Raw genomic sequence first — 13464 nt, 5'->3', positions numbered from 1 at the left:
GTCAGTCGTTTTCCAAGGTGGATAAATCGCCCTCAGGCAGGCCCAACTCGCGGGCTTTGAGCAGACGGCGCATGATTTTGCCGCTGCGCGTCTTCGGCAGGCTTTCAACAAAGGCGATCTCCTTCGGCGCGACGGCCGGGCCAAGGCGCTTGCGTGCAAAACCGATCAATTCCATGCGCAGCGCGTCGCTGGCGGTGTGTCCGGGTTTCATCACGACGAAGGCTTTCACCAGTTCGCCGATCAACGGGTCTGGTTTGCCGATGACACCGGCTTCGGCGACCGCGGCATGTTCCATGAGCGCGCTTTCGACCTCGAACGGCCCGACCATGTGTCCGGAGGTCTTGATGATATCGTCCGCTCGACCGACGAACCAGAAGTAGCCATCGGCGTCACGCTTCGCCAGATCGCCGCTGAGATACCAGCCATCCACAAAGCACTTCGCATAACGTGCTTCATCGTGCAGGTAGGCACGGAACATCGACGGCCAGCCCGGCTTCAGCGCGAGTTCGCCTTCCACATCAGGTTCGGTGATGACCTCGATGCCATGCTCGCCGCGCTTCACGATGGCGGCATCAATGCCCGGCAGTGGCTTGCCCATCGAACCGGGACGAATGTCCATGGCGGCGTAGTTCGCGATCATGATCCCGCCGGTTTCCGTCTGCCACCAGTTGTCGTGGATCGGCAAACCGAGCGCTCGCTGGCCCCACACAACGGCCTCGGGGTTCAATGGCTCGCCCACGCTGTGAATGAGGCGCAGCGCACTCAGATCATGCTGCGTGCGCGGCTCGCCCGGGATGCGCATGAGCCGGCGGATGGCTGTAGGCGCGGTGTACCAGACGGTGACCTTCTGCTCCTCCAGGATGCGATACCAGCGTTCGGCATCGAAGTCCGCCTCATCGACCAGATTCGTCACGCCATGCAAAAACGGCGCGAAGATGCCATACGAAGTGCCAGTGACCCAGCCTGGATCGGCCGTGCACCAAAAAATGTCTTCGGGATGCAGATCGAGCACATAACGTCCCGTGGCGAAGTGTGTGAGCGCCGCCTGATGCACATGCACCGCGCCTTTGGGCATCCCGGTGGTGCCGCTGGTGAAATGCAGCAGCGCCATGTCCTCGGGGCTGGTCGGTGGAATCACAAACTCACCGCTCGCGGCGGCCATCAGTTTCGGCAGCGAGCGCACGGTGGCATCGAGATCGTCCTCCGCATCAGCGAGCAGGATGAACTGCAACGCGGGCAGCCGCTCGCGCAAAGCAACGACCTTCTTTTCATATAGAGCCTTGGTCGTCACGAGCACCTTAGCGTCGCCACGGCTCAGCCGCTGCCACACCGGCTCCGGACCAAACTGCGAGAACAACGGGCAAAACACGCTCACATTCTTCAGCGCGCCAAGCGCGGCGAAATACAGCTCCGGCACGCGCCCCATGAGCGCGAACACGCGGTCGCCTTTCACTACGCCGAGAGTGCGCAGCACATTCGCAAACCGCGCCGATCCACGCGCCATGTCGGCATAGGTCAGATCGCGCACAGCTCCATCTTTGCCAAGCCAGCGCAGCGCGAGATGGTTGGCACGCGGGCCTGTCGCATGACGATCCACGGCTTCTTGGGCAAGGTTCAATCCGCCTCCCGGAAGCCCCTGCAACTCCGCACGCACCGCTTGCCACGAATGTGCGGCGCGTTCGCGTTCATAGTCCACGAGATGCGGTGTGACGCGCATCGCCTTCAGTTCTTTGTGGATGGGATCAAAGGGCATGGTTGGTTAGCCTCCTGCTAAACCCATTAAACCCGACGGCAGCTCGGCATGTCTTGTCCGCTCTTGCGCGTCATGGGGCAGATGTTGCGCCATCTGCCGCCTGGGATGAGAATCGCAGTGACAGCATCTCTGCCCACGTTCATCTTCCAACCCTACCATGCCCGCCCAGTTCAAGGATTACTACACCACCCTCGGCGTCTCCCGCGACGCGACACCGGACGACATCAAAAAGGCCTTTCGTAAACTCGCCCGCCAGTACCATCCTGACACCGCCAAGGATAAGAAGACCGCCGAGGAGAAGTTCAAGGAGATCAACGAGGCCAACGAGGTACTAGGTGATCCCGAGAAGCGCAAAAAGTATGACACCCTCGGAGCGCGCTGGAATGACGCGGGAGGCTTCGAGCCACCGCCGGGCTGGCAGCAGGCGGACGCTGGCGCGGGCGGCCAAGACCAGGAGTTCCACTTTGGTGGAACCGGGTTCAGCGACTTCTTCGAACAGTATTTCAGCGGTGGCAGCCGCTATGGCTTCCCACAGGGCTTTGAGGAGGAGATTCCAACCGGTACGACGCGCCAGGGAGGTGCGCGTCGAGGTCACGACATCGAGGGTGACATCCTCGTCACTCTTGAGGAGGCCATGCATGGTACGCAGCGGCCCATTTCACTGCAAACCGTGAACCGTCAGACCGGTGCGGTGGAAACCCACGAGTTTCAGGTGCGCATCCCGCCGGGTGCCACGGACGGGCGCCGCATCCGCGTGCCCGGCCAGGGCGAACCGGGCCGCAACGGTGGCGCGGCAGGCGATCTGTACCTGCGCGTGCGCCATGCCTCGCACCCCGACTTCACCACGCGCGAAGCCGACCTGCACCACGAACTCGATGTGGCCCCGTGGGAGGCGGTGCTCGGCGCGGAAGTGATCGTGCCCACGCTCGACGGTTCCATCAAGCTGCGCCTCCCGGCCGGCACCGAAGACCGCCAGCAACTGCGCGTGCGCGGCAAAGGCCTGCCGAAGGGCAAGACCGGCGAGCGCGGCGATTTCTTCGTCACCGTCAACGTGGTGCTGCCCGCCCAGGTCAGCGACGACGAACGCAAGCTCTGGGAGCAGCTTCGCGCCACCTCCACCTTCAACCCACGCGCCTGAGCCATGAACGAAACCTACACCCTGGAAGTACTCGCGGAGATCACCGGCGTCACGACTCAAACGATCGTGCAGTATCAGGAGCACGGGCTCATTCGTCCCGAATTCGACGATGAAACCATCCGTGCGCTGCGCCGCATCGAGCACCTGCGCGAAAGCTGCGAGATGAACCTCGCCGGTCTGAAGCTGCTCACCGGCCTGCTCAATGAGGTGGAACAGCTCCGCGAGGAGCTGCGGGCGCGGCGGTGATCACGCCGTCACACCACCCCGCTCCTTCTCCACAATCGCCAGCGTGGTCTTCATGACCGTGTCAGGGTTCAGCGAGATGCTGTCGATGCCTTGTTCGACGAGGAACTGCGCAAACTCGGGGTAATCGCTCGGGGCCTGGCCGCAGATGCCGATCTTCCGGTGCTTCTCACGGCAGACCTGGATGACTTGTGCGATCATGGTCTTCACGGCGGCGTTTCGTTCGTTAAAGATGGGCGCGACGATCTCACTGTCGCGATCGACGCCGAGAATGAGCTGCGTGAGGTCGTTCGAGCCGATGCTGAAGCCGTCGAAGATCTCGGCAAACTCGGCGGCGAGGATGACATTGCTCGGAATCTCGCACATGACGTAGATCTCCAGGCCGTTGACGCCGCGCTTGAGGCCGTGCTTCTCCATCTCGGCCTGCACGCGCAGTCCTTCCTCGATGGTGCGGCAGAACGGGATCATCACCTTCAAGTTCGTGAGGCCCATGTCCTCGCGCACACGGCGCACGGCCTGGCATTCGAGCGCGAAGCCGGCCTGATAACGCGGGTGATAGTAGCGCGAGGCTCCACGGAAGCCGATCATCGGGTTCTCTTCGACGGGCTCGTAGGCCTTGCCGCCGATGAGATTGGCATACTCGTTGGATTTAAAGTCGCTGAGCCGCAGGATGACATCCTTCGGATAAAACGCCGCCGCGAGCATGGCCACGCCTTGGGAGAGCCGGTCCACGAAGAACTGCGGCTTGTCCGTGTAGCCGCGGGTGAGCTTCTCGATCTCGGCCTTGGCCGCTGGATCGGCGAGCTTGTCGAAGTCGAGCAACGCCAGCGGATGCACCTTGATGTAGGTGTTGATGATGAACTCCATGCGCGCGAGCCCAACGCCGTCGTTCGGCAAAAAGGAGAGCGCGAAGGCCTCCTCCGGATTGGCGAGGTTCAGCATGACCTTCGTGCGTGGCCGCTGAAGTGCCTTGAGGCTCGTCTGCTTCACGTCAAAGGCGAGTTTGCCGTCATAGACAAAGCCGGTGTCGCCCTCCGCGCAGGAAACCGTGACGCTCTGGCCTTCCTGGAGCGCTTCGGTGCCATGCTCGGTGCCAACGATGGCTGGAACGCCGAGCTCACGGCTGACGATGGCGGCGTGGCAGGTGCGCCCGCCGCGATTGGTGATGATGGCGGCGGCTTTTTTCATCACCGGCTCCCAATCCGGGTCCGTCTTGTCCGCGACGAGGACATCGCCTTCGCAGAACTCGCGCAGGAATTTGACGCTCTTCACCACGCGCACCGGGCCGCTGGCGATCTTCTCCCCCACACTGCGGCCGGTGATGAGCACCTGGCTGTGTTCCTTGAGCTTGAAGGTTTGCATGACCTCAGGGTCCTTTCGCGACTGCACGGTCTCGGGCCGGGCTTGAACAATGAACAACTCGCCAGTGCGACCATCCTTGGCCCATTCGATGTCCATCGGCGTCGGCTGGCCGCGCTTGGTGGAGTAGTGATCTTCAATGACACAGGCCCAGCGGGCGAGCTGCAGGATGTCGTCGTCGCTCAGAGCGAAGCGCGCACGATCACCCGGTGAGACGGGCACGTTTTTCACCATTCGGCTGCCGCCGGTGTCGTAGATGAGCTTGAACTCCTTCGACCCGACGCGCTTTTGCAGCACGGGCCGGAAGCCCTGCTTCAGCGTGGGCTTGAAGACGTAATACTCGTCCGGGTTCACCGAGCCGAGCACGACGTTTTCACCGAGGCCGTAGGCGGCGTTGATCAGAACCGCGTCGCGGAAGCCCGTCTCGGTGTCGATGGTGAACATGACGCCCGCCGTGCCGAGATCGGAGCGCACCATGCGCTGCACACCAATGGAAAGCGCGATGAGCGAGTGATCGAAGCCCTTATCGACACGATACGAGATCGCGCGGTCGGTGAAGAGCGAGGCAAACGAGCGGCGGCAGTGCTCCAGCAGCGCGGCGTTGCCCTGCACATTGAGATAAGTCTCCTGCTGCCCGGCGAAGCTCGCATCGGGCAAATCCTCCGCCGTGGCGCTGCTGCGCACGGCCACATCAAGCGGCGCACTGTGGGTGCCATTGAGATTGAGATAGCCTTCGAGGATTTCGTCCTCCAGATCATCGGGCAATGCGGTGGCCAGAATGGCGTGACGCACCTCGCTGCCACGCTGCTGGAGGTTGTCCATGTTGGAGGTGTCGAGCGAGCTGAGAATCTCTTTGATGCGCACGTCGAGTCCGGTCGAGCGCATGAAATGACGATAACCTTCAGCCGTGACGGCAAAGCCGTCTGGCACTTTGACGCCCTGTGAGCTCAGCGCATGGAACATCTCCCCAAGCGAGGCGTTCTTGCCGCCGACGAGCGGGATGTCGCCGATGGAGATGTCGGCGAACCATTTGATGAAGCGGGGCGAAGGAGTGTTCATGACTTATTATCATCATCCCGACTGCCACAATGCTCTCTGCCTGATTTGTCAGCTAATGCGCCGAATCTGTTCAGGCAGGATCATGCGAGTGGAGGCGTGATGACGAAAACGGGCTTGTGCGCACGAGCGAGCACGGCCTGCACCGTGGAACCCAGCAGCGCCGCTCCCGTGCGTGAGCGCCCTTTGGTGCCCATGCAGATGACATCGGCTCCCTTGCGTTCCGCTGCATCGCAGATGGCTGCGGCGATGTCGTGGTGAGCCAGCACCTCGGAAGTGATGGCGACGCCTGGAACCGTCAGCAGTGACAGGGGCAGTGCTTTGATTTTCTCCTCGGCCTCTTTCCTGGCCTTGGCTGTGGCGATGCTGTGATCGAAATACACTTCGGAGGCAATGACCGGATTGATGCCGCTCGATGGCTCAAAACAGACGTGCATGAGGTGAATGGAACCCCCCGCAGGCAGCAGGCTGTGGGCATGGCGGAGGGCTTCGGTGCAAACGTCGGTAAAATTCGTCGCCAGGAGCACGCGCTGGATGGATGGGATGCGCGTTTCAGGCAAGCTTGCGGCAGAGGGAACGCAGAGGACGTTGGTCGTGGCATGGGCGAGCGTACTGCGGGAGAAGGAAGGAGCCTTCAGCCGCTGCCAGCCATGCCGCTGATGCGTGCCTACCACGATCAAGCCGGATTGTTGTTCATCCGCCGTGCGCAGAAACTCGACCGCAGGCTGGCCGCCCACATCTCGAACGTGCACCTTCACCGGCACATCGCCGAGAATGGCATGCAAGCGCTCCCAAACATCGCGCTGACGGATGACCTGCTGATCTTTGGCCGCGATGGGGTCTTCGGGAGGGGGAACATAAGCCGCCTCGATCTCCACCCGGCCCAGAACGACGAAGGTCTGCAGCGCCGCGACGGCCGCATCCGCCGAAGCCGTCAAATCCACGCCGCAGAGCAGACGCAGAGCGTCTGCACCGCTCAGCCAGTCCAGCAGCAGTTCCGGCTGCCGGACGACCAGTGTAGGCACAGCCGCGCCCTCGGCGACACGTTCCGCCACACTGCCGAGCAACCAGCGCTCGGCCATGCCTTTGCCGACCGATCCAAGGACGATCATCTTTGTTGGCTGGCCGGCCGCTGCGTCAATAATCTCCGGGCTGGCATTGCCGTGACGAAACTCTTCAACGACTTCCAGGCCGGTGGCACGCAACCGATCCGCCTCCCGCTTGAGTTGTTCGCGCAGATGCTTGTCATCCGGCACCACGACCGGCAGATCGCCCATGACAATGTAATCCTGCGCGCAATGCACCAGCCGCAGGGGAAGCTGTAGTTTTTTTGCAAGCGCCGAAGCGATGTCGGCGGCCGCCATGGCGGCTGTGGAGAAGTCAGTGGCACAGAGGATTTGCATGGTGGTGGTGGATTGAGGTTATGGCTGATGAAGGTGGGATCAGGATGCTGCGTTCATATGCCTGAAGGGAAAGTTTCCGGCACTTCACCGGCTTCCCAGGCCGCAGTTCGCTCCAGAGGCTCGACGGCGCGGGTTTCGTCGAAATGAATCACGGCATCGAACTGATCCGACAAGCGGGCGTGGAAGTAGTGGCTTTGCCGCTCGGTGTCCGGCCGGTAGATGACGCCGATCGCGCGCTCCAACTGCAACTGGCTCAGGGCGTCTTTGAGGTCGCTGTTCTCCTGTAACAGCAGCAGAAAGCGGTTCAATCCGACCTCATGGAACAGCGTTTCGAAACTGCTGCGCAGGGCCGGCCGCACGCGCTTCCGTTCTGCCTGACCACCCCAGTCTGAACTTGCGGTGACGGTGCCGTGATGCGTCGTGAACCCCACCAGAACAACCTTCGCACCGTAGCGCTGACGCATGAGCTGACCGACATTCCATTCACCCCGGTGTCCCATGGCAGTGGCGCGTGCATCACCCAGGTGGGAGTTGTGCGCCCACACCACGATTTTTGGCGGCCTGCCGCGATGGGCAAGATGATGCTCCAGTTCGACGAGCGTCTCCACCATATGGCTGTCACGCAGATTCCATGATGAGACATCGCTGCGATACATGGTGCGGTAGTACTGCTCGGCATTTTTGACGAGACGTGCGTTCTGCTCAGCCATGAAGAAGTCGTCGGCGGCGACACGCCCATCAAGCCGTGCCAGCTCTGCCGAGCGTGAATAGATCTCGACAAACTGACTCACGACGGCGTCCTCACAGGAGTACCCATGACCAACGGCGGCTTCAAAACCATATCGCTGCGTGTCACCACCAAAACTGTCAAAACATGCATAGCGCTCCCGAGCGCGTGCGGCGGCTTCAGGATCGACTTTTTCAAGATAGCCCAGCACGGCAGCCATGGAGGAATTCATGCTGTAAAGATCCAGGCCGTAGAAGCCTGTTTTGGACTGTTCTTTGGGCTGGTGATCGTTATGCGCGCGCAACCAGCCGACAAAGTCGAGCACGTCGGCATTGCGCCACATCCACGCAGGGAAGCGCTTGAAGCCGCCGAGGGAGTCAATGGCATCCAGGTCATCGCCCATCCCGCGAACATAGCGGTTCACGCGGCTGGCGTCAGGGAAGTCGGCCTCGACCGCCACGGCGGTGAAGCCTTTTTCGGTGATCAGCCGCTTGGTGATCTGGGCGCGTTCGCGATAGAACTCATGCGTGCCGTGAGAGGCCTCGCCGAGCAGCACAAACTGCGCATCGCCGATGAGTTCGAGCAAGGGATCATAGTCGGAGATCTCGCCTTCACGCAGCGGGTGTGCGGCGGCACGCACCAGCGTCTTGGAGGACATATGGGCAACAACAGGCATGGTCAATCCTCCGTAGTTTCAGTGTGGTGCTTGGTGTCGCCGCGCAGGACGCGCGCATAGTCCTCCAGCCGTCGGCGTGCGGCGGCGAAGGCATCACGAATGGAAACATAGACATCTTTGTGGTCGGGCTGCGTCTCAAGGTGCTTCTCCCACTCGCCGGATTCACTGTTTGCGGCGGTGCTGTGTAGAGAGGGTTCGTGATTCACCACGATCTCGGAACCCGGCACGCGGAGGTCAATGTTGATATGAAATCCCCTGCCCCGCTGGTGATGCTGATGCGGGGCCTCAACGACCACTCGGCAGCTGGTGATGCGGTTGAAATAGTGTTCCAAAGCCGCCGCCTCCTCGCGAATGCGCGCTTCGACGGCGGGTGAGACATCCATGTGTCGGAAGGTGATCTGGGCGGGATGGTCCATACAAGAGTGACAACGAGTGGTGATTTGCCTGGTTTTTTGTGCGGCGTGTTCAACTTCTCACGATGACGAATTTCGCCCGGCCATTACGGAGGATTTTGAGATGCGCGGCATCGCCTGCCCCGCCTTTGCTGGCAATGGCCTCAGCCACGTTCTTCACGGGCTTACGGTTGACCTGCATGATGACATCGCCCTCCTCCAGCACTGCGGCAGCTGCGGAATTCTTCTCCACCGAAGCCACGACAACGCCTTCGACTTCGCTCGCGATGTTGTAGTCCTGGCGGATTTCATCACTGAGGTTTTCAATGGCCACGCCCTTGATGAAATGGCCACCAGACTTTGGAGAGCCTTCATGGGCGGGTTGCTTCTCCGTCTTGGTGCCGGGCTTGTCTGGAATCGCCCGCAGCTTGGCCGTCAGTTCCATCTGTTCTGGATGTTTCAGCGTGTCGTTGTAGCGCACCACGCGAAACTTCACCTCCGTGCCAGGATGATTGGCGCTGACGATGAGTCGGAGCTGAGCAGGACCGGTGACCTTCTGATCATTGATGCTGATGATGGCATCGCCTTCATGAAAGCCCGCCTTGGCGGCAGGTGAATCTGCCACAACGGCATTGACGATCACACCGCTGCCGAATTCCAAACCCAGATACTCCGCCATGCTGGCGTCCAGGTAATCCATCTCGATGCCAAGAAAACCTCGTTGAACTTTTCCGCCCTCCAGCAGATCACGCGCCACGGAGACGGCCATGTTGATGGGAATTGCCAGACCGATGCCTGCGAACATGCCGCTGCGAGTTTCAATGGCCGCGTTCAAGCCGACGACACGTCCTTGTTCATCCAGAAGCGGTCCGCCAGAGTTGCCCGGATTGATCGCGGCGTCGGTTTGGATAAAGTTTTCATAGCCTGCTTGTCCCCGTTGAGCATCGCCGATGATGCCCAGCTCACTGCGGCCCAGGCCGCTGATGATTCCATGTGTGACAGACTGCTCCAGACCCATCGGTGATCCAATCGCGAGCACCACATCACCCACCCGCACTTTGGAACTGTCGCCGATGGTTGCAGGGGTCAGTCCTTCGGCGCCCACCTTGATCAAAGCGACATCCGTTTGCGGATCCGTGCCGACAACCTTGGCGATGTATTCCCTGCCCTTCCCGGCAATCTCCACCTTCAGTTCATCCGCGTTGTCCACCACATGGTTGTTGGTGAGATTGTAGCCGTCGGCGGTGATGATCACGCCGGAACCGAGGCCCGTCTGCACGGGTTTTCTTGGCTGCGGGCGTTGTTTTTCACGTGGTGCCCCGGGCTCACGACGGTCCAGCCAGTCACCAAAAAAATCACGAAACATCGGCGGCAGATGCTCCCAATCGTCTGAGTCAAAACCAAAGCTGAAGCCCTGTCCGGGCTTCTTGGAGTACGTCCCAATGCTCACCACGCTGGGAAGAATGCGCTGCACCACATCCGCGTAGCCGCCAGTCGCACGGCCAGACGCATGTGCTTCCGAGGTGTCACGCAGGAGCTTCTTGTCAAACTCAGCAGCGCTCATCTGTGGCCTTGTCATTTCGGCCCAGATGACTGATGCGGCGGCCAGCCCGGCACTTGTCACGATCAATTTGAAGTATCTGTATGTTTTCATGGTTGAGTCTGCTGGCTGGGTTTCACCTGGAAGATCTGAGCAGGAGTGCTGAAACATAAACAAGCGTGCAACCAGCATCACGGTGTCCGCCGTGAACGGACTGCAGACGCTGCGATTTTGGCATGGCAAATGTCTCTGGATTGCCTACGGACAGTGTGGTGTAGATCAAAAATGCGCCAAAAGCACAGGCGAGCAGCGACCAGTGGCGAATGTACCGGGCGGGATGGTGGCACCACCACTTGATGAGATTTTGCTGCCGTACGCGACCAAGCAGCGGAATGGACGCCGCCTTGATCAGTGACAGCGCCCCGAGTGCGAGGCTGACCTTCGGAAAGCGAGTGCCCGATGCGGCGGCGATGAGAAGAAACCCAAAGGCTGCGCGCATGACGATAACGAGGCCGAATCCCGGCGGGGATGCCCAGACCCGTTGAATCAAAGCTGTGAACGATGACGGCCGCACGACCCCCAGCAACCCAACTGCGAAGATGAAAACACCCACTGCGGCCACTGCCAGATTCAAGGGGGCGATGACCGCCATGACAGGGAGTTCCAGCTTCATGGATTTGACGTGGCGGCCCCCACCGGCTCGAGGTTGATGCCTGCGTGCTCACGCACATCAATGACCAGGTGGTCCCGCCCCGCAGAGGCAGTTGAAACAGTTCCGAATGAAGCACACAACTCCTGCATGGCCGCGATCATAGCGCCCGCCTCGTCTGCCCCTGCAAGACTTGCCTGGCAATCACGGATCACAGTGGGATGAAGATGCAGATGGGTGACCTGCCTTCCTTCGACATGAATCTCAAAGGCCCAGGACCGGTCATTCCGCTCGATCGGATCGACGGCGTAGTCGTCCACAAAATCACCCGTTGAATACAGGATCAGTCCGCCTTCAAAGACCTCAATGCCACGGCACACATGCGCCGAGTGACCAAAGATCACATCCGCACCGGCTCGGATGAGACCATGTGCCAGTGTTGTGTGTTGCGCAGGCGGATGCGCACCCCAGTTTCCTCCCCAGTGGGCGGCCACAATGAGCACGTCCACTTGACTCCGTGCCCGATGCACCTTGTTGAGCAGTTCAGCCGTGCGCTCGTCGTGTGTCTCCACGGGCGCATAAAAAATACCGGGATGATCCTCTCCAGCATCCCAAGCCGGCTCGTTGTCAGTGAAGGAGAGAAAGCCAATGCGAACACCCCGCACTTCACTAACCGCCAGTTGCATTGCCTCCTCCCGGTTCAATCCCGCGCCGCTATGGCCGATGTGGGCACCATCGAGCAGCTTCAGCATCTCCACCATGCCGCGATGGTTGAAGTCGAGCGTGTGATTGTTCGCCAAAGAGACCGCATTAATCCGCGCCGCCTTCAGCACCGCGAGATTTTTCGCGTCGGACTGGAAGTGAAAGATCTTCGGTGAACGCGCCCATGGCGAGCCATGATCGGTGATGACGCACTCCAGATTGCAGGCACGCCAATCAGCTCCGTGAAAAAGCGGCAGCGTATCTCCCCACGGATACTCGGGCGGCTCCTTGCGCAATCGTTCATTGACCAGACGACCGAGCATGACATCGCCGACGAGCAAGAGTTTGAGAGGAGTGTTCATGAATGACGGGACATGAGGCCTGTTCCGATGGACCCCAAAACAAACCGGTGTCCGGCGGCAAGACTGGAAGACGGCTGCGTGCTAGCAATGGGCAGGACTTCCCGCTGACCCTCAGGCAGCGGCTGAGGAGTCCTCAGCCTATTGCGCATTTGATCCGTGACGGGCGTAATACCATGCCTCCCAGCACCATGCAGTGGCGCGCCACACTTGAAATGTGCGAGCACATCAAGGAGCCTGTGCCGCCATCACGCCCTGCCGGCACAGAGGTCGTATTTCGGATAAGGCGGTCAGGCCGGAGGCAACCTTGTCGAGAGCATCAAGCAACAACGTCCGCGTGCCAGTCACCAAGACATGCCGATTGAGCGTGGGTTCATCTGCTCCGTGCAGAATGAGCGTTCTCCCCTCCGTAGTCAGCCGCCAGACTTCAAAAATGCCCACCCGGCCAACGAAACCAGTGCCGGCACAGATGTCGCACCCAGATGGTTTCCACAAGGACGCTGGCGCTGCCACGCCAGCGCCACGGAACCATTCCGCCTCTGCTTCCGTGATGTCTGCAAGAACACGACAGCGCGAACATAGCCGACGTGCAAGCCGCTGCCCGACGCTGATTTCCAACGCCGCACTGATTTCCTAGTTTTTTACGCCATAGTTTCTCAGCGCCGTCACCCCACCCACGACATCGCGTGCGTGAATGGTGGAGAGGAGCGCCTGACCGCAGTGATCGCGACATGGGCGCTTTCAGGATCGCGTATTTCACCAACCAGCAAAAAATCAGGATCAAGCCTCAGCATGGCCCGGACGGCTTTCGGAAATGGCAGACCGCGTTTCGCATTCACTTCGATTTGCGTAATGCCGTCAAGACTGCTTTCCACCGGGTCTTCCAAGGTCACTATGCTGCGTGGCAGACGTTGCAGTTCATGCAGCATGGCATAGAGCGTCGCAGTTTTTCCGGCGCCGACAGGTCCGCACACCAGCAACATGCCCTGAATTTCGGCCAGCCAGTTGCGCAGGTGGGCCTGATCGCCCTCCACCATTCCGATCTCATCCAGACGCAATACCGGACGCAAGCGGTCGAGCAGACGGATGCCGATCATCTCGCCGTTCGGCGTGGGAACCCCCGTGACGCGCAATTCCAGCAGCATGCCATTGGCCTCGATGCGGCCATGGCCATGTTCTGCATGTGCCAGGGCCGCAGTGTCCATTTGTGCGAGCACTTTGAAATACGAAACCAGATGATGACCCGAACTATTTGGCACCACGGCCACTCATGCAGCAAGCCGTCAACGGGCATGCGAATCCGCGTCTCCACGGCACCTGGTTCGATGTGTAAATCCGAGGCCTTCCAATGCGCGGCGTCAGTTGCGAGCGCGATGGCACACTCCACGGTGAACGGCAGGTCCGCCGGCGGCGGATACCGCAGCAGCAGTTGTTGATAACGAACCGCAAGCTGTGGCTCGACCGGAC

At 60.6% G+C, this 13464-nt stretch carries 12 protein-coding genes; 3 read left to right on the top strand and 9 right to left on the bottom strand.

Features of this window, described 5'->3' with window-relative positions; all coding sequences use genetic code 11:
• Position 1: 1 nt before the first annotated feature.
• The gene (acsA, locus tag ACILSI_RS11990; protein ID WP_395722116.1) at positions 2-1753 is read right to left on the bottom strand and encodes an acetate--CoA ligase; all 1752 of its coding nucleotides are present in this window, start codon (positions 1751-1753) and stop codon (positions 2-4) included.
• 157 nt (positions 1754-1910) lie between these two features.
• Between acsA and ACILSI_RS11985 the strand changes: the two genes are divergently transcribed.
• Entirely contained in the window at positions 1911-2891 is a 981-nt protein-coding gene (locus ACILSI_RS11985; RefSeq protein WP_395722115.1) for a DnaJ C-terminal domain-containing protein, read from the top strand.
• Positions 2892-2894: 3 nt separating this feature from the next.
• The gene (locus ACILSI_RS11980) at positions 2895-3137 is read left to right on the top strand and encodes a chaperone modulator CbpM (RefSeq protein ID WP_395722114.1); all 243 of its coding nucleotides are present in this window, start codon (positions 2895-2897) and stop codon (positions 3135-3137) included.
• On the opposite strand, the gene ppsA is transcribed toward ACILSI_RS11980, so the two are convergent.
• The 5 genes from ppsA to ACILSI_RS11955 form a co-directional block, all read right to left on the bottom strand.
• A complete protein-coding gene (gene ppsA / locus ACILSI_RS11975; protein WP_395722113.1) occupies positions 3138-5552 on the bottom strand; it encodes a phosphoenolpyruvate synthase in 2415 nt (804 codons plus the stop codon).
• Between the two features lie 80 nt (positions 5553-5632).
• Positions 5633-6952, bottom strand: coding sequence for a universal stress protein (locus tag ACILSI_RS11970; protein ID WP_395722112.1), 1320 nt, complete (start codon positions 6950-6952; stop codon positions 5633-5635).
• 53 nt (positions 6953-7005) lie between these two features.
• Positions 7006-8355, bottom strand: a complete 1350-nt coding sequence (locus ACILSI_RS11965) for an erythromycin esterase family protein (RefSeq protein WP_395722111.1) — start codon at positions 8353-8355, stop codon at positions 7006-7008.
• Between the two features lie 2 nt (positions 8356-8357).
• Complete coding sequence (locus ACILSI_RS11960) at positions 8358-8771, bottom strand: HPF/RaiA family ribosome-associated protein (protein WP_395722110.1); 414 nt, start codon at positions 8769-8771, stop codon at positions 8358-8360.
• Between the two features lie 49 nt (positions 8772-8820).
• Entirely contained in the window at positions 8821-10113 is a 1293-nt protein-coding gene (locus ACILSI_RS11955) for a trypsin-like peptidase domain-containing protein (RefSeq protein ID WP_395722148.1), read from the bottom strand.
• A 157-nt stretch (positions 10114-10270) separates the two neighbouring features.
• On the opposite strand from ACILSI_RS11955, the gene ACILSI_RS11950 reads away from it, so the two are divergent.
• Positions 10271-10453: a twin-arginine translocation signal domain-containing protein gene (locus ACILSI_RS11950; RefSeq protein WP_395722109.1), complete on the top strand. Its 183-nt coding sequence runs from the start codon at positions 10271-10273 to the stop codon at positions 10451-10453.
• Here ACILSI_RS11950 and ACILSI_RS11945 read toward each other — a convergent pair.
• The 3 genes from ACILSI_RS11945 to ACILSI_RS11935 all read right to left on the bottom strand — a co-directional run bounded on the left by ACILSI_RS11945 (position 10424) and on the right by ACILSI_RS11935 (position 13256).
• Entirely contained in the window at positions 10424-10960 is a 537-nt protein-coding gene (locus ACILSI_RS11945; RefSeq protein ID WP_395722108.1) for a hypothetical protein, read from the bottom strand. The two genes, ACILSI_RS11950 and ACILSI_RS11945, sit on opposite strands and share 30 nt — an antisense overlap.
• Positions 10957-12000: a CapA family protein gene (locus ACILSI_RS11940; RefSeq protein WP_395722107.1), complete on the bottom strand. Its 1044-nt coding sequence runs from the start codon at positions 11998-12000 to the stop codon at positions 10957-10959. Before ACILSI_RS11940 ends, ACILSI_RS11945 begins: the two co-directional genes overlap by 4 nt.
• A 662-nt stretch (positions 12001-12662) precedes the next feature.
• Positions 12663-13256, bottom strand: a complete 594-nt coding sequence (locus ACILSI_RS11935) for a GspE/PulE family protein (RefSeq protein WP_395722147.1) — start codon at positions 13254-13256, stop codon at positions 12663-12665.
• Positions 13257-13464: the final 208 nt, after the last annotated feature.

This window comes from Prosthecobacter sp. (assembly GCF_044232965.1).
GTDB lineage: Bacteria > Verrucomicrobiota > Verrucomicrobiia > Verrucomicrobiales > Verrucomicrobiaceae > Prosthecobacter.
Note: the sequence above shows the minus strand (reverse complement) of the source record. Positions and strands in the feature narration are given on the sequence as shown.